Below are 21,398 nucleotides of genomic sequence, written 5' to 3'. Positions count from 1 at the left end.
CGCGGCATGCACCGCACGCTGGCTCGGCTGCTGTGGCGAGCACTAGCGTTGTTGAGCCTGGTGCTGGCCGTGGCCGGCGTGGTACTGCCCGTGCTGCCCACGGTGCCCTTCCTGCTGTTGGCGGCGTGGGCCGCGGGCAAGGGATGGCCTGCGCTGGAAACCTGGCTGCTCAACCACGCCCACTTCGGCCCCGGCATTCGTCGCTGGCGTGAGCGCGGCGCGGTGCCGCGGCGCGCCAAATGGCTGGCCACAGCGATGATGACAGGCAGCGCCATCATGCTGGCGGTCTCGCCCCTGCCGCTGGCCATCAAGATCGCCGTGCCGGCCGTGATGGCCGCCGTGGCGATCTGGCTTTGGCGCCGGCCTGAGGCCTAGAACAGCGTCTCGACGTCGCAAGCCAGCCGGTAGCCCTCGCCGCGCTCGGTCACCACCAGCCTGGGTTGGGAAGGGTCGGTTTCGATCTTCAGGCGCAGCCGCCGCACCTGGACGTCCATCGTGCGGTCGTAGACCTCGGCCTCGTGCAGCCGCGACATGGACAGCAGCTGGTCCCGCGACAGCACCCGCTGCGGCGCGCGACATAGCGCGCTGAGCAGGCTGAACTCGCCGTTGGACAACTCCACCAGCCCGCCCAGGGGTGACAACAGCCGGCGGGTGCGCAGATTGAGCTCCCAACCCGCGAACCGGAAGGCGCGCCGCGTGCCGTCGCGCTGCGGCAGCGTGGCCTGCACCTGGTAGCGGCGCAGCACGGCACGCAGGCGCGCCAGCATCTCGCGCGGACTGAAAGGCTTGGTGATGTAGTCGTCCGCGCCCAGCTCCAAGCCCATCACGCGGTCGGCTTCCTCGGAGCGCCCGGTCAGCAGCACGATCGGCACGGCGGCCCGCTCGCGCAGGGTGCGCGCGAGCTGCATGCCGTCCTCACCGAGCAGCTTCAGGTCCAGCAGCACGAGATCGATCGCCTCGCGTTCGAAGGCTTCGAACATCTCTGCGCCCGTCGCCCCGGTGCTGGCGCGCATGTCGTTGCTGCGCAGGTACTCGGCCACCATGTCCCGGATCAGGGGGTCGTCGTCGATGATGAGGACGTGAGGGGCGGTGGCGACGGACATCGGCGGTGACGGGCTGGGGGACGCGGCCACTGTAGCGTGCAGCACCGCGTCTCCGGCGGGCCTCAACGCGCGCTGCGGCGGCCGGCCACCTCGACCAGTTCGGTCGCGTGCACGACACGCCCGCGGGCGTCGATGTCGATGTCGAACACCTGGCCGCTGGCGGCGGCCTGCTCGGGCAGTTCGTAGGTCAGGGTGGTCACACCTTCCTTGACGAAATGGAACGCGTGCGAGGGCAGGCCAAGCAGGGCCTGCACGCGCGCCTGGCTCATGCCCGGCCGGATCATGGACTCCTGCGTGGGGCTGATGCCCTGGGCGCCCGCGGGCGCCAACGCCAGGGCGAGGCTGTTCAGCAGGGAAGGCAAGAGGTACCGGGCAATGCGGTGTTTCACGTCAGACTCCAGCGTGCACAGGCCGGCGGCTCCCCATGAGCCGGGGCCTTGAGCGGGACTGTGCGGGGCGTGTTGGTGCGCTTGATGGCAACACCGGGACCGCTGTGTTGCAGATGTCATCCAGGCCACCTTGCCCTGAGGCGATGACCGCGGCCAGACTGCGTGCATGCGCCACGTCCTTGCCACGCCCGTCGACAAGCCGGCGCCACCACCCTCGTCCTGGGCTCCGTGGGCCCTGGCCTTCGCGGGCTGGCTGGTTCTGGCCGGCGCGGCCGCGGCGGTGCTGTGGCATCTGCGCAGCGAGGCATTGAACGCCCAGCAGCGCGAGCTGAGCGTGCTCTCCCAGGCCCTCACCGACGAGCTGGACCGCGGCCTGCGGGGCGCCGAGGAAGGCTTGCACGCTCTGCGGAATGAGTTGCGCGAGGCGCGCCTGGGCCGCAGCGGCCCGCTGGCAGCCCGGGAGCTGCGCTCGCGTGCCGACCTCATGCCCATGGTGCAGGACCTCTGGCTGCTGGACGAGCAGGGGCAGCCAACGGCGCAGTCCGACGGGCAGGCGCTCCCCGGGCTGGACGGCTTCCTGCCCACGTTGCGCAGCCTGAGCCCGGGCGCCATCGCCGTCAGCCGGCCGTTCACCCTGCCGGGCGGCGCTGCCCCGTTGGTGGCCCTGGCGACGCACGGCGTGGATGCACAGGACCGCGCCGCCGGCTGGATCGTCGGCACCGTGCCGGCGCAGGGCCTCCTGGGCGCCTTCCCCGCAGCGCTGCCGGCGCCGGACGCCCGCATGTATGTGTTCCGTCGCGATGGCGCCCTGCTCGCGAGCGTCAATGCGCCGCTGCCTCATGGCGACGAGGCCCTGACCGCGCAAACGCTGGCCCGGCATGCGGCACTCGAGCAGCGCCGCTTCCAGGACGGCAGCCACCACCTGGTCGCGCAGCACACGGTGAGCCGCTACGGGCTGGTGCTGCTGGTGTCGCGCGACCTGGGCCAGGTGCTGGCCGGCTGGCGCGGCGTCGTGCAGCTGACGGTCGCCATCCTCGCGCTGCTGCTGCTGATCGCGATGGTGGCCGTCCACCATGTGCTGCGCGCCGAGCGCCACCGCCAGATGGCCCGGCACAGCATGGCCGCCCAACAGTCCCGGGCCAGCAAGCTGGAAGCGCTGGGCACGCTGGCCGGCGGGGTCGCACATGATTTCAACAATGTGCTGTCGGGCATCGTCGGCTACACCGAGATGGCCCAGGACGAGGCCCCGGCCGGCAGCACCCAGGCGCGCCATCTCGACAAAGTCATGCAGGCGGCCCTGCGCGGCAGGCAGCTGGTGGAGCGCATCCTGTCGTTCAGCAAGGGCGGCGCCCGCAGTTCCAGCGTGTTCGCGCTGGAGCCCGTCATCGACGAGGTGCTGACGCTGCTGTCGGGTTCCCTGCGGCCCGGCATCGTGCTGGAGCGGGCCCTGGCGGCGCCCGGCGCCAGGCTGCGCGGCGACTCGACGCAGGCCTTCGAGGCGTTGATGAACCTGTGCACGAACGCCATGCAGGCCATGCCGGACGGCGGCCAGCTGAGCGTGCACCTGGATCGCTGGCAGGCCCGGACGCCCCAGGTGCTGTCGCACAGCCGCCTGCCGCCGGGCGACTACCTGCGCCTGAGCGTTGCCGACCAGGGCACGGGCATGTCGGCCGAGGTGATGGAGCGGCTCTTCGAGCCCTTCTTCACGACGCGCGGCGCCCAGTCCGGCACGGGGCTGGGGCTGGCGGTGGTGCATGGCGTGGTGGCGGAGCTGGGCGGCGCCATCGACGTGCAGAGCGCACCGGGCCGGGGTGCGCGCTTCAAGCTCTATCTGCCCGAATGCCTGGACCCGCCGGGCGGCATGGCGGCCGCGCCGCGCGTGGTCGCCGCAGGCCAGGGGCAGCAGGTGATGGTGGTCGACGACGAGCCTGAATTGGTGGGCATGGTCATGGAGATGCTGGCCGGCTTGGGCTACACGCCGAACGGCTTCGTCGACCCGGCGTCGGCGCTGGAAACGCTGCTGGAACGCGGGCACAGCTATGCAGCCGTCATCACCGACGAGGTCATGCCGGGCCTGAGCGGCACCCAGCTCACGGCCGAAGTGCGCCGCCACCTGCCCGATCTGCCGGTGCTGCTGGTCAGCGGCTATGGCGGCGCGCTGCTGGCCCAGCGCGCGACCCAGGCGGGCGTGACACGGCTGCTGGCCAAGCCGCTGCAGCGGGCCGAACTGGCCCAGGCGCTGGCGCAGCTGCTGCCTTGACGCTGCGGCTGCAGCGGCGAAGCGCCGTCTCATTGCAACTGCAACATGGCACGCGCAGTCGCGTCACAGGGCCTGCGACGCCGCATCACACAGTCGGGCCATCGCATCACGGTGATGCGGTTGAGTTTGAATGAGCCCAATCATGACGATGTTCAACCTGAAGTCCCTGGCCGCGGCAGCGACGGCCTCCCTGGCCCTGCTGGCCTCAGCGGCGCACGCCGACGACGTCTACGTCGGCGCCAGCCTTGGCGCGCCGCACTTCGGCCATGACGTCAACGGCGTCAGCGGCAACGACCATGGCGTGGCCGGCAAGGTCTACGGCGGCTACCAGCTCTCGCCCAACTTCGCGCTGGAGGCGGGCCTGGCCACACTGGGTCGCCTCAAGGGCGACACGGGCAGTGTCAGCGCCCACGGCGAATTCATCGACCTCGTCGGCCGGCTGCCGCTGGGGCATGAGGTCTCGCTGCTGGGCAGCGTCGGCGCCGACCATGTCCACTTCTCCTCTCCGACCGGTGGCGACGGCGGCGCCGGGCTCAAGCTCGGCCTGGGCGCCGAGTACGCCCTCAACTCGCAAATGACGCTGCGCGCCGAATACGAGCACTACCGCGCCAACGCCTTCGACGAGCGCCCCAGCGTGGGCCAAATGACCGTCGGCCTGCGGCTGGGCTTCTGATCCGGCTCGCCCACGCCCGTCCATCCATCGCGCCGAGCCGGCTCGGCAACCGGAGGCCCCATGCATATTGCTGAACCCAGGCGGGCAGCGCGCGGCGTTCAGGGCTGCGACCGCCCGCCGACACACCTGGACGATCCACGCGAGGCGGCGCAGCCGCGTCACGGGAGCGTCTCGTGAGCATGCCGCTGCCAGCAGGGCCGCTCGGCCCCAGCGAAGCCTCAACGCAGGCCGACGCCGTGCTGCTGATTCATGTCACCGACCTGCCAGTCGTCACGGGTGTGGCGGCCTGGTGGCGACATCTGCGCGATCACTGCCTTCCGGCTGCGGCGCCCGGCCAGGCGCCGACGCTGGAACTGCGCGTGCAGGACCGGCAGGGGCGCTGCGTGAGCCACCTCAACCCCGGTGCGGCCGTCAACCGCCTGGTACTGCCGGGCGGCCCCTACCTGGTCACGGCGCGGCAAGGCAGTGCACGGCGCGGCTACTACCTCAGCTTGGTGCCGGGGCGCGAGTCCCAACTTTTCGTCGACCTGAGCGCCGGGTAGGACCGGCGCCACACCGACGTGGCAGGTCCTCGATGACATCTGACTTCTTGACCGGCGCGGGCTGCAATCCGGCCGTCCCGGACCCTGTTCAAGATGGCGGCACAGGCGAGGCGCTGCGCTCCCGCAGCCGCCCCGGAGCCTGTCAAGTCACGACCCCAAGGAGTCATCATGACGCTCGAACGCTTCTCCCCAACGCCCAGCACACTGTTGGCCATCGGCCTGTTTCTCGGCGCGGCCGGCGCCCAGGCTGCACCGGGGTACACGGTCGACGCCCGCCAGGAAGCGCTGGTCAGCGTCGGCATGAGCCAGGCTGACGTGCGGCAACAGCTGGGCCGGCCGCAGACCGACATCACTTACCGCAATCAGCCGGGCTCGGTCTACACCTACCGCGTGGCCGGCATTGAACCGACGGTGTTCGAGATCGACTTCGACAGCGATGGCAAGGTGGCTTCCGCCACCGAAGTGCCGGGAGACTCCGGCCACGGCCACCGTTGAAGGCGCGGCGCCTCTGGTGGGGTCAGGCCGGCAGCAGGCCGCGATCCTTCAACATGGGCTCGACCACCGGGTCGCGGCCGCGGAAGGCGCGGAAGGCCTCCCCCGGCTCGCGGCTGTTGCCGACCGAGTAGATGCAGTCGCGCAGCCGCGCGGCAACGCCGTCGTCGAACACGTTGCCGGCCTCGACGAAGGCGTCGAAGGCATCGCAGTCCAGCACCTCGGCCCACAGGTAGACGTAGTAGCCCGCCGCGTAGCCGGCGCTGCTGAACAGGTGCTGGAAGTGGGTCAGCCGGTGGTTCATGCCGACCTCATGCGGCAGTTGCCACTTGGCCAGCGTGTCGCGCTCGAAGGCGACGATGTCCTCGGGCGCGGCGGGCAGTGCATGCGCGGCCATGTCGACGAGCGCGCTGACCGTGTAGCGCAGCGTCTCGTAGCCCTGGCCGAACTGGCGGGCGGCCTGCAGCTTGGCCAGCAGCGCGTCGGGCAGCGGCTCGTCGGTCTGCCAGTGCCGGGCGAACTGCTTCAACACCTGGGGCTCGGCCATCCAGTGTTCGTACAGCTGCGACGGCAGCTCGACGAAGTCGCGCAGCACCTGCGTGCCGGCCAGGCGCTCGTGCTCCACGCTGGACAGCAGGCCGTGCAAGCCGTGGCCGAACTCGTGGAACAGCGTGCGCACGTCATCGAAGCTGAGCAGCGTCGGCTCGCCGGCGGCGCCACGGGCGAAGTTGTTGTTGTTCAGGATGACGGGCGTGCTGCCCAGCGCGCGGCTCTGGTTGCGCAGCGCGTTCATCCACGCGCCGCTGCGCTTGGTGGGCCTGGCGAAGTTGTCCTGCAGGAACAGGCCGCGCAAGCTGCCGTCGGCGTTGAAGACCTCGTAGGCCCGCACGTCGGCGTGGTAGCCGGCGATGTCCGGCCGCGCCTTGAACTGCAGGCCGAACAGGCGGCTGGCGCAGTCGAACATCGCTGCGACCATGCGGTCCAGCGAGAAGTACGGCTTGACCTCGGCCTCGTCCAGCTCGAAGCGGGCGCGCTTGGCCTGCTCGGCGTAGAAGCGCCAGTCCCAGGGCTCCAGCGCGTGCGTGGCGCCGGCGGCAGCCATCGCGCCCTGCACGGCCTCGCGCTCGCGCGCCTGAGCGGCCAGCGCGGGGTGCCAGACGCGCTCCAGCAGCGTCATGACGGCACCCTGGCTGCGCGCCATCGTGTCCTCCAGCGCGTAGTCGGCGTAGCAGGCATGGCCGTGCAGGCGGGCCTGCTCGGCGCGCAGCTCGAGGATCTCGCGGCAGATGGCGCGGTTGTCGGTATCACCGGTGTCGTCACCGCGCCCGACCCAGGCGCGCCACGCCTGCTCACGCAGGTCGCGCCGGGCGCTGAAAGCGAGGAAGGGCAGGATCAGCGAGCGCGACAGCGTGATGACGTGGATGCCTTCCGCCAGGCCACGGTCCAATGCGGCCTGGCGCGCGGCGGCACGCACGAAGCCCGGCAGGCCGGCCAGCTCGGCTTCGGTGGTCAGGCGCAGCTGGTAACCGCTTTCGGCCGCCAGCACGTTCTGCGCGAACCGCGTGTTCAGCTCGGCCAGGCGCGCCATGACGGCGGCATAGCGGGCCTTGGCCTCGGGCGCTAGGCGGGCGCCGGCGCGCAGGAAGTCCAGGTGCACGCGCTCCAGCAGGCGAAGGGGCTCGGCGCTCAAACCCAGGCGCTCGCGCTGCTCGAACAGCGCATCGACACGCGCGAACAAACCGGCATGCATGTAGACGGCGCTGTTGTGTGCCGCCAGCGGCCCGGCCAGCGCGCGCTGCTGGGCCTGCAGCTCGGGCGACGTGGCCGACGCGGCCAGCGTGTAGAAAAGGTGCTCCAGCTTCGTCAGCTGGCGACCGCTGGCGTCGAAAGCGGCAATGGTGTTGGCGAAGCTCGGAGTCTCGGCCTGCGTGGCGATGGCATCGATCTCGGCGCGGTGGCGGCTGAGCGCTGCGTCGAAGGCGGGTTGGAAATGCGCCGGGGCGATGTCGGCGAAGGGCGGCAGGCCGTGCGGGCCGGCCCAGTCCTGCAGCAGCGGGTTGCTCATGCGGAGTTCCTGGCAAAAAAGAAGAAGGGCCGCGTCCTTGCCGGAGGCGGCCCGTCGGGGCGTCAGCGGCCGCTGGCGGTCACTTGGCCGCGGCAGCCTTTTCCTTGCGGATGGCCTTTTCGTCGTTCTCGTCGTAGGCCTTGTTTTGGCACTCGGACTTCCACTTGTCGTTGGCGTCGAAGTGCTTCTCGGTGCGCTCCTCGATGCCCTTGAACTGCGCGTCCAGTGCATCGACCTTCTCGGAGAAGGCCTTGCGCTTGACACCTTGCTCGGCGTCGGCGGCCTTGACGCCTTCCACCAGCGTGCCGAAGGCAGTCGTGCGCGCCTGGTAGGCCTCGTTGCGGGCCTTCAGGTCAGCCTTCTCGAGCTTGGGAGCTTCGGCGGTCAGCGTTTCGTGGGCCTTCAGGATGGCTTCCTTCTCGGCCTTCACTTCGGAGACCTGCTTGGCCAGCGCGGCCTCGCCGGCCTCGATGGCAGCCTTCTCGGCCTTGAGCTTCTCGGCATTGGCCTTGTAGGAGGTCTGCTCCGCCTTGATGGCCTCGGCTTCCTTGCTGTTGGCGTCCTGCTGGTCGATGCAGGCGCGCAACTCGTCGCGCGACATCAGCTTGGCCTTGGGCTTTTCCACGACCGGGTTGGCGACCTTGTTGTTCTTCGGGTCGACCTTGGCCTTGGTGTTGTTGGTGATCTGCGCCTGCGCGGAGACAGCGAAGACCAGAGCCAGCGGAAGAAGGATGCGTTTCATGTCGAGGGCGCAACTCGGGTTGCGAAGGTTCAGAACGGGAGCCGGAATGATGCCACGAGGCTTCGCCCCGATAATGCCCGGCTGCTCTTCGTTACCACCTCCGCATGGCGCTCAAAGCCACCATCCACAAAGCCCAGCTGCAGATCGCCGACATGGACCGCCATGTCTACGGCGACCATGCCCTCACCATCGCCCGTCACCCGAGCGAGACCGACGAACGCATGATGATCCGCGTGCTGGCCTACGCGCTGAACGTGCCCGCCGACGACCTCAACGGCCGGCTGGAGTTCACCAAGGGCCTGTCCGACGTGGACGAACCCGACCTGTGGCAACTCGACCTGACCGGCGAGGTGCAGCACTGGATCGACCTCGGCCAGCCCGACGAGCGCCGCCTGATGAAGGCCCACGGCCGCGCCCGCCGTGTCAGCGTGTACAGCTTCGCGTCCAGCACGCCGGTGTGGTGGAGCGGCATCGAGAACAAGCTGACGCGCGCGCCGCGCCTGGCCGTGTGGCAGATCCCCGCCGATCAATCCCAGGCCCTGATCGCGCTGGCCGAGCGCAGCATGCAGCTGCAGATCAGCATCCAGGACGGCAGCATCTACGTGTCGACCGCGAACGCGTCGGTCGAGATCCACCCCGTCGCCCTGAAGACCCCCAGCGAATGACGTCCCAACACGAGCCCCAGGCCCAGCGCTTCACGCTGCCCACCACGCCCATCAGCGTGCTCGACTACGAGCTGGGCGCCGGCCGCGTCGTCTTCACCCACACCGGTGTGCCGCCGGCCTACCGCGGTCAGGGCCTGGCGGCCCAGCTCGTCGAGACCGGCCTGCAATGGGCCCGCGAGCAAGGCCTCAAGGTCCAGCCGGCCTGCAGCTACGTCAACGCCTACATCCAGCGCCACCCCGAGTGGCAGAACCTCGTCGCCTGAAGAAGAGACCTTCACCATGTCCACGATCCTGCAATCCGTTCCCGTCGGCCAGAAGGTCGGCATCGCCTTCTCCGGCGGCCTTGACACCTCGGCCGCGCTGCACTGGATGAAGCTCAAGGGCGCCCTGCCCTACGCCTACACGGCCAACCTGGGCCAGCCCGACGAGCCGGACTACGACGAGATCCCGCGCAAGGCCATGCTGTACGGCGCCGAGAAGGCCGTGCTGGTGGACTGCCGCGCGCAGCTGGTCGCCGAAGGCATTGCCGCGCTGCAGGCCGGCGCCTTCCACATCAGCACGGCCGGCGTCACCTACTTCAACACCACGCCCATCGGCCGCGCCGTGACGGGCACGATGCTGGTGGCCGCGATGAAGGCGGACGGCGTCAACATCTGGGGCGACGGCAGCACCTTCAAGGGCAACGACATCGAGCGCTTCTACCGCTACGGCTTGCTGACCAACCCGGCGCTGAAGATCTACAAGCCCTGGCTGGACCAGACCTTCATCGACGAGCTGGGCGGCCGCGCCGAGATGTCCGCCTTCATGACGGAGAAGGGCTTCGCCTACAAGATGAGCGCCGAGAAGGCGTACTCGACCGACTCCAACATGCTGGGCGCCACGCACGAGGCCAAGGACCTGGAGCACCTGAACACCGGCATCAAGATCGTCAACCCCATCATGGGCGTGGCGTTCTGGCGTGACGACGTGGTCGTCAAGGCTGAACAGGTGTCGGTGCGCTTCGAGGAAGGCGTGCCCGTCGCGCTGAACGGCGTCGAGTACCGCGACCCGGTGGCGCTGCTGGCCGAGGCCAACGTCATCGGCGGCCGCCACGGCCTGGGCATGAGCGACCAGATCGAGAACCGCATCATCGAAGCCAAGAGCCGCGGCATCTACGAGGCCCCGGGCCTGGCGCTGCTGCACATCGCCTACGAGCGCCTGGTCACCGGCATCCACAACGAAGACACCATCGAGCAGTACCGCGACAACGGCCGCAAGCTCGGCCGCCTGCTCTACCAGGGCCGCTGGTTCGACCCGCAGGCCATCATGCTGCGCGAAGCCGCCCAGCGCTGGATCGCCCGCGCCGTCACCGGCGAAGTCGCCCTCGAACTGCGCCGCGGCAACGACTACTCGCTGCTGGACACCAAGAGCCCCAACCTGACCTACGCGCCCGAGCGCCTGTCGATGGAAAAGGTGGAAGACGCGCCCTTCAGCCCTGCCGACCGCATCGGCCAGTTGACCATGCGCAACCTCGACATCACCGACACGCGCGCCAAGCTGGGCATCTACACCGGTGCAGGGCTGCTGGCGGGTGGCGGGCTGCCCAAGCTGGAAGGCTAAAAGGCCTCCGCCACGCGCAGGAAGCTCGCGAACCGCGGCTTGCCCGAGGGCGTCAGGTCGCGATAGCGGTAGGTGATCGTCGCGCCTATGGGCGGCGGGTCACGACGCTGGGCGTCGGTGAAGCCGGTGCCCAGCTTGAAGTGCAGGCCGTCCGGTGTCTGCAGTTCCAGCGCGCCCAGCTGTCCGGCCAGGCGGCCCTTGCCGGGCTCGTGTCGCACGACGACGGCCTCCGCATCCGCCAGCGGCTTGAGCTTGAGCAGCAGGTCACTGCGACCCGAGGCCAGCGGGGCGTCGGCGCGATGCAGCATCAGGCCTTCGCCGCCGGCGTCGACGACCTGCTTCAGCTTTGCCCGCAATTCGGCGTTCGACTTGAAGCGCTGCTGCTCGACCGGCACGACGACACCACTCGCCAGCGCCTTCAGCTGGTCCGCACGCTGTTCGAACGTGCCCTCGCCCGCCGGGAGCTCGAAGACGCGGTATGTGAGGCTGCGCCAATCCGCATCCAAGGGCTCCGCCCGTCTCACCGCGCCGGATAGCTCATCGAAGCGTCGCCGACCGATCCACAGCTCGCCATCCAGCGGCGTCTTGGGCAGCCCGGCCAGAAACCACGCTGGCGCCGCCACGCTGCGGCCACTGCGAAACCGCAGCGTCGTGCCATCCCAAATCGCCCGCACGCCGTCGAGCTTTTCGCTGACGAGATACGCCTTCGGGTCGATGCCGGGCGGCGCGTTCTTCGCCAGCAACGGCTCCAGCGCCAGCGCGGGTGCGCCCAGGCTGCCAAGCCATGCCAGCAGCACGCGCCGGCTCAGTGTCTGTCCGCTCATCACCATCCTCCCGCCTGGACCGGAGGCTGCATGATCGATCCGGCCTGCCGCTGACGGAAGGCAGGATTCACCTCTCAGACGACGACCGGCTCCGGCTCCAGGCGGATGCCGAAGCGCCCGTAGACGCTCTCCTGGATGGCCCGCGCCAGCGTCACGACCTCCGCGCCACGCGCGTCCGCCTTGTTCACCAGCACCAGCGCCTGCTTCTCGTAGACCGCCGCTCCGCCCACCGTCTTCCCCTTCCAGCCGCAGGCGTCGATCATCCACCCGGCGGCCAGCTTCACGCTGCCGTCGGGCATGGGGTAATGAACGATGCCGGGGTCGCGGCCGATGATGTCCTTGCACTGCTCGGCCGTGACCACCGGGTTCTTGAAGAAGCTGCCGGCATTGCCGATGACGGCAGGGTCCGGCAGCTTGGCGCGGCGCACGGCCACCACCCAGTCGAAGATCTGCCGCGCGCTGGGCGCCGTGATGCCCGTCTCGGCCATCTTGCGCTCCAGCTCCAGATAGCCCAGCACCGGTTGCCAGGGTTTGGGCAAGCGGAACCGCACGCGCGTGATGACGCTCTTGCCGGCCAGGCCGCCAAAGTCGCTGTGCTTGAAGACGCTGTCGCGGTAGCCAAAGCGGCAGACCTCGGCCGGCAGCAGCGCCGGCCTGCCGGTGACCAGGTCCATGACCTCCACGGCCTCCAGCCGGTCCTTCAGCTCGATGCCGTAGGCGCCGATGTTCTGCACCGGGGCTGCGCCACAGGTGCCGGGGATCAGCGCCATGTTCTCCAGGCCCGGGTAGCCGTGGTCCAGCGTCCAGCTGACGAGGTCGTGCCACACGACGCCGGCACCGGCCTCGACGATCCAGGCGTCGTCGCGTTCCTCCAACAGCCGGATGCCGGGAATTTCCACCTTCAGCACCACCGCTTCCACGTCCTTGGTCAACACCAGGTTGCTGCCGCCGCCCAGCACGAACTTGGCCGCGCGGCCCAGTTCCGGGTGGTCAACGACCCGGCGCACGTCGGCCGCCTCGCGGATGCGCACCAACCGCCGGGCCACGGCCGGCAGCGCAAAAGTGTTGTAAGGCTTGAGGTTGACGTCGGTCTCGACCCGAAGACCGGGGGCTTCATTCGAGGGGGGCAAGGCGCTGGTGGGGGTGGCGGGCATGGGAAAATTTTCGCCGATTCATCTACCGGCCCTGCAAATGCCCAGCTTCGACACCGTTCTCGAGCCCGACCACGTCAAGATCCGCAACGGCGTGGACAACAGCATCAAGGAAATCGGCACCCGTTTCGACTTCAAGGGGACCGGTGCCAAGGTCGAGCTCAAGGACAAGGAAATCCAGACCACCGGCGACAGCGAATTCCAGCTGGAGCAGATCGAGGCGGTCCTCTACGGCAAGCTGACCAAGCAGGACGTCGTCATCAGCTTCCTCGACAAGGCCGAGAAGATCGAGAAGCTGGGCGGGGACAAGGTGCGCCAGGTCTACAAGATCAAGGAAGGCATCGAAGCCGCCCTCGCCAAGAAGATCGTCACGTCGCTGAAAGACAGCAAGCTCAAGGTCCAGGCCAGCATCCAGGGCGATGCGGTGCGCGTGACGGGCAAGAACCGCGACGACCTGCAGACCGCCATCGCGCACCTGAAGAAGAATTTCAGTGACACGCCGCTGACCTACAACAACTTCCGCGACTGACCGTGTCTCTTCCCTGGTTCCCGCCGGCCCTGCTCGGCCTGGCCCTGCTGGCCGGGTCGGTGGCAGCCCAACCCCAGCCGCCCGCGCAGGTGCAGCTCAACGGCATGCTGGGCGCCCGCTGGGCCATGTTGATGATCGACGGTGAGGCACGCACGCTCGAGGTCGGCACCAGCGTCAAGGGCGTCAAGCTCCTGTCGCTGGAAGATGGCCGCGCCGTCGTCGACATCGGCGGGCGCCGCCAGACGCTGGTGCTGGGCGCGGCGCCCGCGCGTGTCGTGGCGACCGGCCCCGTGCCACCGCGCCAGATCGTGCTGCCCATGGGCCAGGGCGGCCACTACACGACCATCGGCTTGATCAACGGCCATGTCACCAGCTTCCTGGTTGACACCGGCGCGACCAGCATCTCCATCAGCCAGATCGAAGCCGAGAAGCTGGGCCTGCGCTACCTGTACGGCAAGCGCGTCGTCACGCAGACCGCCAACGGCGTCGTGCCGGCCTATGTGATCGAACTGGCCAGCGTACGCATTGGCGAGGTCGAAGTGCGCGACGTCAGCGCCATCGTCATCCCCGGCCAGATGAGCCACGTGCTGCTGGGCAACAGCTTCCTGAACCGCTTTCAGATGCGGCGCGAGAACGATGTCATGACGCTGGAGCTGCGCTACTGATTTTGGCGACGGGCCGCACCTATCATCCGGCCCCACCCAGCGCCCGATCCCAGCGTCATGACCCATATCTCCGGCCTCACCGAACGCTCCCGCTTCTCGCATCGGCTGACCCGCCTGCTCTGCGCCCTGGTGGTCGCCGGGGTCATGCCGCCGGCTTTGGCCGAGACCGCCAAGGAGAAGGCAGCGCGCTACTACGAGGACGCCCAGAGCCGCTTTGATCGGAAGGACGCGCCCGGCGCCATCATCCAGCTGAAGAATGCGTTGCAGGCCGACAAGTCCCTGCTGCCGGTGCAACTGCTGCTCGGCCGCGCACTGATGATGGATGGCCAGGCGGTGGCTGCCGAGGTGGCCATCACGGAGGCGCTGCGCCTGGGTGTGGACCGCGCGGAAGTCGCCGTCACGCTGGGCCAGTCGCTGCTGGCCCAGGGCAAGCATCAACAGCTGCTGGAGCAGGCTCGCTTGGCGCCCGCCGGCCTGCCCAACAGCGTGCGCCTCAAGGTGCTGCTGCTGCGCGCCAGTGCCTTTACGGACCTCGGCGAGGAAGCCAATGCGCTCAAGGCTATCGAGGAGGCGCGCAGCATCGACCGCAATGCGGCTGAAACCTGGCTCGCGGAAGTGCCTCTGCGCCTGCGCACCCGCCAGTTCAAGGAAGCAACAGCCGCGGCCGACATGGGCATCAAGCTCGCGCCCGAGTCGGCCGAGGCTTACTACCAGCGCGGCACCATTGCACATCTGCGCTCGGACGTCACAGTCGCCATCGACAACTACAGCAAAGCGCTCAGCCTGGACCCCAATCACACGGAGGCGCGCATCACCCGCGCCGGCCTGTACATCGACATGCGCCGTGACGCCGAGGCGCTCGCCGATATCGATGAGGCCCGCAAGCGCTCGCCGAGGGAACCGCGCGCGGCCTACATGAAGGCCGTGCTGCTTGAGCGCGCCGGGGACCGGGTCGCTGCCAAGTCGGCGCTGGGCGACGTGGTCGGCCTGCTCGACCCCGTGCCCATCGAGTTCATCCGTTATCGGCCGCAGATGCTGCTGCTGGCGGGTCTGGCGCACTTCGCACTGGACGAGCCCGGCAAGTCCAAGCCCTTCCTTGAGCTGTTCTATCGCGCACAGCCGGCAACACCGGCCAGCAAGGTACTGGCGCGGATCTACCTGCAGGAGAAAAACGTCGACCGCACGATCGACGTCCTTGAAACCTATCTGCGCGGCTTCCCGAACGACGGCCAGGCGCTGACCCAGCTGTCTTCGGCCTACCTCGCCAAGGGCCGCCCCGCCAAGGCCACGCAGCTGATGCAGGATGCGCTCAAGACCCGTGACGCACCGGAGTACCACACGGCGCTGGGCATTGCGCTGACGCAGGGCGGCGACGACAGCGGCGCCCAGGCGCAGCTGGAGGCGGCTTTCAAGAAAGACCCCCGCCAGATCCAGGCCGGCATGGCCCTGATCCCGCTGTTCCTGCGCGAAAACCAGCCGGCCAAGGCGGTTCAGGTGGCCGACCAACTGCTCAAGCAGCAACCCGGCAACGCGGCAGTGTTGAACCTGGCCGGCATCGCCAAGGCCCAGGCCGGCGACTTTGGTGGCGCAAGGCGCAATTTCGAATCCGCCTATGCGATAGACAGCAAGCAGGTGGCACCGCAGCTCGGTCTGGCCCGGCTGGACATTGCCACCAGCGCCTATGACAGCGCCATGCGTCGCCTCAAGGCCATCCTGAAGGCCGACGATCGCAACATGGAAGCCACCTATGACATGGCCGTGCTGTTGCAGCGCATGGGCAAGCTTGACGAAGCGCAGCGGACGCTGGAACGGGCCGCTGAACTCGCCAGCAAGAGCGACCCGCGCCCGGATTTCGCGCTGATCGAGCTGCACCTGCGGCAGAACCGCCCAAGCGTGGCGCTGGAGGTTGCCAAGGCGCTGCTGTCCAAGCTGCCCGACGATGTCCGTACCTTGCACACCTACGCGCGGGTCCAACTCGCCAATGGTGACAACGCCGGCGCCCGCCAGACGCTGGTCAACGCATCGCGGCGTGCGGGATTCAACGCCGCGCAGCAGGCCGAAGTGGCTGCCTTACAGATCGCGGCTGGCGACGATGCCGCCGCGGCATACGGCCTCGACAAGGCACTTTCCACCAGCCCCGATTTCATCCCGGCCAACGTGCTGCTTGCCGGCCTGGAGCTGCGGCGCAACGAACTGCCGAAGGCCGAGGCGCGCGCGCGCCGAATCATCCAGTTGCAGCCCAAGCTGCCGGTGGGCTACCAGCTGCTGGGCGATATCGCCGGCGCGCGCGGGCAACCCCGCGCGGCGGTCGACGCCTACCGGCAGGCCTTCAAGGCCCAACCCAGCTCGGCCACCGTACTGCCCTTGGTACGCATGCTCAGCGCCCAAGGCGAGGTTGTCGAGGCCCGCAACACCGCCGATCAATGGCTCAAGGCCAATCCGGGTGACCTGGCCGTCCGCAAGGCCTTGGGCGACCACCTGGCGCGCAACGGAGATTTCGCGCGAGCCCGTGTCGAATATGAGGCCGCCATCAAGCTCGTACCGGGCGAGCCAGAAGTGCTGAACAACCTGGCCAACGTGCTGCTCCGTCTCAAGGAGCACAAGGCGGCCATCACCGCCGCCGAGCAGGCGTTGGCGAAGAGCACCAACAACCCCCTGATCATCGACACGCTGGGCTGGGCTCTGTTCCAGGACGGCCAGAACGATGCCGCCTTGATCAAACTGCGTGACGCCCGGTTGCGCGCGCCCGGCAACCCGGAAGTTCGCTACCACTTGGCGGCTGCGCTCGCAAAAGCCGGAAAACGGGCCGAAGCCCGCGATGAGCTCACCTCTGCTTTGAGGGACAGCCCGAATTTCGAAAGCCAAAGTGCGGCAAAAGCCCTGCTGGACACACTTAAGTGAGGGGATCTGTCACCCCCTAATTCCTGTCGGCTTCTCTTACACTGCGTTTCAGCTCGAGGCCCTTCTTCATTCCAAGTGATTGATTCAGAAGGACTTTCATAGCAGTGGCACAGAACCTGCTGATACAGGTTTATCGAATAACTCACACGAAGACAGCCCAAATGAAAATCTGCAACACCCGCGAACTTGCCGCGCAGACCTTGTTGGCCGCCGTGATGGGTGTGGCCGCTGCGCCGAGCATGGCCGCGACCAGCTGGGCGCTGGATGGCTGTACCAACCAGCTCGCCGCCAACACCGGCACTTTCGGCAACAGCTATCAATGCTCAGCAGCAGCCGGCACGAACAAGGTGACCGTCAGCGCTTACGGCGCCAAGTCGACCACGGTGGGCACGACGACGACGACGGTCTACGACGCGGCTTATCTCAAGCAGAACGGCTCCGGCTCCGGCTTCGGCGTGGCCAGCAAGGACGAAGGCATCAACGTCTCGGCTCCGGACCACTCGATGGACAACAACCCGTCCAACGGCGTGCCCGACCTGATCCTGCTGAAGTTTGATACCGCCGTGGCACTCGGCGCCATCACCCTCGGTTGGTCGCAAAGCGACGCCGACATCACGGTGATGGCTTATACGGGTGCTACGCCGCCCATCACGGGCAAGACTGCAGCCAACCTGACGGCCGGTGCTGGTTGGGCCATGATCAGCAACTACGGCGATGCCGACGCTGCCAATGCGACCGGCTACGCCGGCAGCGGTACCGATATCGTTTACGTCAACGGCTCCAACGTGACGTCCAGCTGGTGGTTGATCAGCGCCTACAACTCGGGCTTCGGCGGCGGCAACCTTGACACGCTGACGGACTACGTGAAGCTGATGACGGTTGCCAGCAAGGACGTGGGCAAGCTGCCGGAGCCGACCAGTTTGGCTCTTGCCGGCTTGGCTCTCGCAGGCGTTGCTGGATCGCGTCGTCGCGCAAAGAAGTCGGCTTGATCTAGCTTCAGGCCACCCTGCAAAGGCACTCTTCGGAGTGCCTTTTTGCTTTTTGGCCCCAACTCGCCGCTCTGTCCCTGGCCGGACAGCCAGGATGCGAACGACCGTGCTAAAAGCTCGGCATTCCCATCACGACAACGCAGCGAGACATGGACCTCAATTTCACCGATGCGGAGCTGGCCTTCCGCACCGAGGTGCGCGAATGGGTGCGCGCCAATCTGCCGGCCGACATCGCCCACAAGGTGCGCCAATCGTTGCGCCTGAACAAGGACGACCTGCAGCGCTGGGCCAAGATCCTCGGCGCCAAGGGCTGGCATGGCTGGGCCTGGCCCAAGCAGTTCGGCGGCCCCGGCTGGAACGCCGTGCAACGCCACCTGTTCGAGGAGGAATGCGCCCTCGCCTGCGCGCCGCGCATCGTGCCCTTCGGCCCGGTGATGGTGGCGCCGGTCATCATGGCCTTCGGCACGCCGGAGCAGCAGCAGCGCTTCCTGCCAGGCATCATGAGCGGCGAGGTCTGGTGGAGCCAGGGCTACAGCGAACCCGGCTCGGGCTCGGACCTGGCCTCGCTGAAGTGCCGCGCCGAACGCCAGGGCGACAAATACATCGTCAACGGCCAGAAGACCTGGACGACGCTGGGCCAGTACGGCGACTGGATCTTCTGCCTGGTGCGCACGTCCACCGAAGGCAAGCCGCAGACCGGCATCAGCTTCCTGCTCATCGACATGAAGACGCCCGGCGTCAGCGTCAAGCCCATCATCATGCTCGACGGTGAGCACGAGGTGAACGAGGTCTGGTTCGACAACGTCAAGGTACCGGCCGAGAACCTGATCGGCGAGGAGAACAAGGGCTGGACCTATGCCAAGCACCTGCTCTCCCACGAGCGCACCAACATCGCCGATGTGAACCGCGCCAAGCGTGAGCTGGAGCGGCTCAAGCGCATCGCCAAGGCCGAGGGCCTGATGGACGATGCCCGCTTCCGCGACCAGATCGCGCTGTGCGAGGTCGACGTCGTGGCACTGGAGATGATGGTGCTGCGCGTGCTGTCCGGCGAGCGCACCGGCAAGCAGCCACTGGACGTGGCCGGCCTGCTGAAGATCCGCGGCAGCGAGCTGCAGCAGCGCTACACCGAGCTGATGATGCTGGCCGGCGGCCCGCTGGCCCTGCCCTATATCCACGAGGCGATGGAAGCCGGCTGGCAGGGCGACCAATGGCTGGGCGGCGCCTGGATCGGCGGTGCGTCGCATGCGATCCCGCTGACCGGCAACTACCTGAACGTCCGCAAGACGACGATCTACGGCGGTTCCAACGAAGTCCAGCGCAACATCGTTGCGCAGACCGTGCTCGGCTGATTGGGGAGACAACAAAAATGGATTTCGATTTCTCTGAAGACCAGGAAGCCCTGCGCGACGCCGTGCGCCGCTTTGTCGACAAGGACTACAGCTTCGAGCGCCGCACGCAGATCGAACGCGCCGGTGGCTTCGACCGCGCCGTCTGGGACGGGCTCGCGGGACTGGGCCTCACTGCTCTCGCCGTGCCCGAGGCTCACGGCGGCCTTGGCTTTGGCGCCGTCGACGCCATGGTGGCCATGGAAGAGCTCGGCCGCGGCCTCGTCATGGAGCCGCTGGCGCAGGGCGCGCTGATCGCCCCTGCCCTGCTGCGCCACGCGCCGGATGAACTGCAGGCCAACTGGCTGCCGCGCATTGCCGGCGGCGAAGCCCTCGTCGTGCTGGCCCATCAGGAAGCCAAGTCGCGCTATCGCCTGAACCAGGTCGCCACGCGCGCCGTCGACGGCAAGCTGACGGGCGTGAAGAGCCTGGTGCCAGCCGGTGACGTGGCCGACGCCTTCATCGTGCCGGCCCGCGTGGCCGGCACCGACGATGCGCCGCATGGCGTGGCGCTCTATCTGGTCGAACGCTCGGCCGCCGGCGTGCAGACGCGCTCCTACGCCCTGTACGACGGCTCGCGCGCTGCCGAGGTGCACTTCGACAACACGCCAGCCCAGCTCATCACCGGCCCCGACCAAGGCCTGATGCTGCTGGAACTGGCGGCCGACGTCGGCATCGCGGCGCAGGCCGCCGAGGCCGTGGGCGTCATGGAGAAATACCTGGCGCTGACGGTCGAGTACATGAACACGCGCAAGCAGTTCGGCGTGGCCATCTCCAGCTTCCAGGTGCTCAAGCACCGCATCGCCGACGTGAAGATGCAGCTTGAGCTGGCCCGCTCCATGAGCTACTACGCCACGCTGCGCCTGGGCGACGTGCCGGCCGTGCGCCGCCGCGCGCTGTCGCAGGCCAAGGTACAGCTTGGCAACGCGATGCGCTTCGTCGGCCAGCAGTGCACACAGCTGCATGGCGGCATCGGCGTGACGGACGAGTACGCCGGCAGCCACTACTTCAAGCGCCTGACGGTCATGGAGATGCAGTGGGGCGATACGCTTCATCACCTGGGTGAAGTCAGCGCGCGAATGCAGGACACTGCGGGGGTGTTTGCCTGACCGTGGAGGTCACCCGATGAAGTTCCCTGCCCTGCTGCTGGCGGCCGGCCTGGCCGCCGTCATTCCCCTCAAGGCCCACGCCCAGACGATGAAGCCTGGGCTGTGGGAGTTCAAGCAGACGCCCCAGCTCGACGCGGCGCGCCAGGCCCAGATGGCCCAGGCACAAAAGGCGATGGAAAGCATGCCGGCCGATCAGCGCAAGATGATCGAGCAGATGATGGCCCAGAAGGGCGTCAACGTGAGCATGGCCGGCGGCGTCATCACTGTGAAGGCCTGCATCACCAAGGAGCAGGCCGAGCGCAACATGGCGCCCGTCAACCAGCACGGCAACTGCACCCAGGACGTCAAGCGCAGCGGCAACGTCATCCAGACGCACTTCGTCTGCACCGATCCGGCGTCCGAGGGCGATGCGACCGTCACGCTGCGCGGCAACGACGGCTTCACGAACGACGTCACGATCCGCCACCAGCGCCAGGGCAGGACAGAGACCACCAAGGTCAATGGCGAAGGCCGCTGGCTTGGCGCCGACTGTGGCGACGTGCAGCCGATGAAGTCCCAGGCCAAGCCTTGAAGCAGAAGCTATCGCAGATCCTGTTCAGCCAGGGTTTCGGAACGCGCCGCCTGTGCGCGGGCCTGGTGTGGCACGGTGAGGTCATGGTCAACGGCGAAGTGGTGGAAGAGCCGGACACCGAGTTCGAGACCGAGGGCTTGCGCTTCACGGTCAATGGACAGGAATGGCCCTGCTTCGACAAGGCGCTGATCCTGCTGAACAAGCCCGCGGGCTTTGAGTGCTCGCAAAAGCCCAAGCACCACCCCAGCGTGTTGAGCCTGCTGCCGGCGCCGCTGCGCGAGCGCGGCGTGCAGCCCATCGGCCGGTTGGACGAGGACACGACCGGCCTCTTACTGCTGACCGACGACGGCTCGCTGATCCACAAGCTCACCTCGCCCAAGCACCACGTGCCCAAGGTCTACGAGGCGCGCTGCAAGCACCCGCTGACGCCCGCGATGGTCGAGCAGCTGCTCGCTGGCGTCGAGCTGAAGGAGCCCGAAAGCAAGGTGCCCGGCAAGTTCCAGCGTCCGCCCGAGATCAGCAAGGCCGAAGGCGCCGAGATCGTCGACGACACGCTGCTGCGTCTGACGTTGATCGAAGGCAAGTACCACCAGGTCAAGCGCATGGTCGCCGCCGTGGGCAACCGCGTCGAGGCGTTGCACCGGCCGCAGTTCGGCGCGCTGACGCTGTCGGCCGACCTCAAGCCCGGCGACTGGCGTTGGATCGCGAGCCCGGCGGAGGTCTGGGGCCCATGACGCAGCAGGG

General features: G+C 68.1%; 22 protein-coding genes. 16 read left to right on the top strand and 6 right to left on the bottom strand.

From position 1 onward, the window contains the following. Positions 1-6: 6 nt before the first annotated feature. Entirely contained in the window at positions 7-375 is a 369-nt protein-coding gene (locus AC1D29_RS20285; RefSeq protein WP_477900764.1) for a YbaN family protein, read from the top strand. On the opposite strand, the gene AC1D29_RS20280 is transcribed toward AC1D29_RS20285, so the two are convergent. After that, complete coding sequence (locus AC1D29_RS20280; protein ID WP_477900762.1) at positions 372-1,148, bottom strand: response regulator; 777 nt, start codon at positions 1,146-1,148, stop codon at positions 372-374. The two genes, AC1D29_RS20285 and AC1D29_RS20280, sit on opposite strands and share 4 nt — an antisense overlap. 17 nt (positions 1,149-1,165) lie before the next feature. Further along, on the bottom strand, positions 1,166-1,492 hold the full coding sequence (locus AC1D29_RS20275; protein ID WP_477900760.1) for a hypothetical protein: 327 nt from the start codon (positions 1,490-1,492) through the stop codon (positions 1,166-1,168). A 166-nt stretch (positions 1,493-1,658) separates the two neighbouring features. On the opposite strand from AC1D29_RS20275, the gene AC1D29_RS20270 reads away from it, so the two are divergent. The 4 genes from AC1D29_RS20270 (at position 1,659) to bamE (ending at position 5,462) form a co-directional block, all read left to right on the top strand. Then, the gene (locus AC1D29_RS20270) at positions 1,659-3,752 is read left to right on the top strand and encodes an ATP-binding protein (protein WP_477900758.1); all 2,094 of its coding nucleotides are present in this window, start codon (positions 1,659-1,661) and stop codon (positions 3,750-3,752) included. 142 nt (positions 3,753-3,894) lie between these two features. Then, on the top strand, positions 3,895-4,425 hold the full coding sequence (locus AC1D29_RS20265) for an outer membrane beta-barrel protein (RefSeq protein ID WP_477900756.1): 531 nt from the start codon (positions 3,895-3,897) through the stop codon (positions 4,423-4,425). Between the two features lie 173 nt (positions 4,426-4,598). Then, positions 4,599-4,967 (top strand): hypothetical protein, encoded by a 369-nt coding sequence (locus tag AC1D29_RS20260; protein ID WP_477900754.1) that lies wholly within the window; start codon positions 4,599-4,601, stop codon positions 4,965-4,967. A 168-nt stretch (positions 4,968-5,135) separates the two neighbouring features. Then, entirely contained in the window at positions 5,136-5,462 is a 327-nt protein-coding gene (gene bamE / locus AC1D29_RS20255; RefSeq protein ID WP_477900752.1) for an outer membrane protein assembly factor BamE domain-containing protein, read from the top strand. A gap of 22 nt (positions 5,463-5,484) precedes the next feature. Here the strand turns inward: bamE and AC1D29_RS20250 are convergent, their stop codons facing one another. Next, positions 5,485-7,524 (bottom strand): M3 family metallopeptidase, encoded by a 2,040-nt coding sequence (locus AC1D29_RS20250; protein ID WP_477900750.1) that lies wholly within the window; start codon positions 7,522-7,524, stop codon positions 5,485-5,487. 79 nt (positions 7,525-7,603) lie between these two features. Further along, complete coding sequence (locus AC1D29_RS20245; RefSeq protein ID WP_477900748.1) at positions 7,604-8,266, bottom strand: hypothetical protein; 663 nt, start codon at positions 8,264-8,266, stop codon at positions 7,604-7,606. 104 nt (positions 8,267-8,370) lie between these two features. Here AC1D29_RS20245 and AC1D29_RS20240 point away from each other — a divergent pair, with 104 nt between their 5' ends. From AC1D29_RS20240 to argG, 3 genes are read left to right on the top strand one after another with little or no spacing between them, the layout of a single operon-like run. Then, positions 8,371-8,931, top strand: a complete 561-nt coding sequence (locus AC1D29_RS20240) for a YaeQ family protein (protein WP_477900746.1) — start codon at positions 8,371-8,373, stop codon at positions 8,929-8,931. Then, positions 8,928-9,194, top strand: a complete 267-nt coding sequence (locus AC1D29_RS20235) for a GNAT family N-acetyltransferase (RefSeq protein ID WP_477900744.1) — start codon at positions 8,928-8,930, stop codon at positions 9,192-9,194. Before AC1D29_RS20240 ends, AC1D29_RS20235 begins: the two co-directional genes overlap by 4 nt. Before the next feature lie 16 nt (positions 9,195-9,210). Next, positions 9,211-10,530, top strand: a complete 1,320-nt coding sequence (gene argG / locus AC1D29_RS20230; RefSeq protein ID WP_477900742.1) for an argininosuccinate synthase — start codon at positions 9,211-9,213, stop codon at positions 10,528-10,530. Here argG and AC1D29_RS20225 read toward each other — a convergent pair. After that, positions 10,527-11,354 carry a DNA ligase gene (locus tag AC1D29_RS20225; RefSeq protein ID WP_477900740.1) on the bottom strand — a complete coding sequence of 276 codons (828 nt, stop codon included), beginning with the start codon at positions 11,352-11,354 and terminating at the stop codon, positions 10,527-10,529. The two genes, argG and AC1D29_RS20225, sit on opposite strands and share 4 nt — an antisense overlap. 74 nt (positions 11,355-11,428) lie before the next feature. Next, positions 11,429-12,508, bottom strand: coding sequence for a UDP-N-acetylmuramate dehydrogenase (murB, locus tag AC1D29_RS20220; RefSeq protein ID WP_477900738.1), 1,080 nt, complete (start codon positions 12,506-12,508; stop codon positions 11,429-11,431). Between the two features lie 37 nt (positions 12,509-12,545). On the opposite strand from murB, the gene AC1D29_RS20215 reads away from it, so the two are divergent. The 8 genes from AC1D29_RS20215 (at position 12,546) to AC1D29_RS20180 (ending at position 21,388) form a co-directional block, all read left to right on the top strand. Then, positions 12,546-13,034: a YajQ family cyclic di-GMP-binding protein gene (locus AC1D29_RS20215; protein ID WP_477900736.1), complete on the top strand. Its 489-nt coding sequence runs from the start codon at positions 12,546-12,548 to the stop codon at positions 13,032-13,034. Positions 13,035-13,036: 2 nt separating this feature from the next. After that, a complete protein-coding gene (locus tag AC1D29_RS20210; RefSeq protein WP_477900734.1) occupies positions 13,037-13,699 on the top strand; it encodes a retropepsin-like aspartic protease family protein in 663 nt (220 codons plus the stop codon). 57 nt (positions 13,700-13,756) lie between these two features. Further along, positions 13,757-16,600 carry an XrtA/PEP-CTERM system TPR-repeat protein PrsT gene (gene prsT / locus AC1D29_RS20205; protein ID WP_477900732.1) on the top strand — a complete coding sequence of 948 codons (2,844 nt, stop codon included), beginning with the start codon at positions 13,757-13,759 and terminating at the stop codon, positions 16,598-16,600. Positions 16,601-16,704: 104 nt separating this feature from the next. Continuing rightward, a complete protein-coding gene (xdp1, locus tag AC1D29_RS20200) occupies positions 16,705-17,589 on the top strand; it encodes an exosortase-dependent surface protein XDP1 (protein WP_477900730.1) in 885 nt (294 codons plus the stop codon). A gap of 149 nt (positions 17,590-17,738) precedes the next feature. Further along, positions 17,739-18,938, top strand: a complete 1,200-nt coding sequence (locus AC1D29_RS20195; RefSeq protein WP_477900728.1) for an acyl-CoA dehydrogenase family protein — start codon at positions 17,739-17,741, stop codon at positions 18,936-18,938. A gap of 17 nt (positions 18,939-18,955) precedes the next feature. Continuing rightward, complete coding sequence (locus tag AC1D29_RS20190) at positions 18,956-20,083, top strand: acyl-CoA dehydrogenase family protein (protein WP_477900726.1); 1,128 nt, start codon at positions 18,956-18,958, stop codon at positions 20,081-20,083. Between the two features lie 16 nt (positions 20,084-20,099). Continuing rightward, on the top strand, positions 20,100-20,654 hold the full coding sequence (locus AC1D29_RS20185; RefSeq protein WP_477900724.1) for a DUF3617 domain-containing protein: 555 nt from the start codon (positions 20,100-20,102) through the stop codon (positions 20,652-20,654). Further along, positions 20,651-21,388 (top strand): pseudouridine synthase, encoded by a 738-nt coding sequence (locus AC1D29_RS20180; protein WP_477900722.1) that lies wholly within the window; start codon positions 20,651-20,653, stop codon positions 21,386-21,388. The genes AC1D29_RS20185 and AC1D29_RS20180 overlap by 4 nt, the downstream gene beginning before the upstream one ends. The last annotated feature ends 10 nt before the right edge of the window (positions 21,389-21,398 follow it).

This window comes from Roseateles sp. P1_C6 (assembly GCF_056406315.1).
The sequence above is the reverse complement of the archived record's forward strand: the minus strand, read 5'-3'. Positions and strand labels throughout refer to the sequence as shown.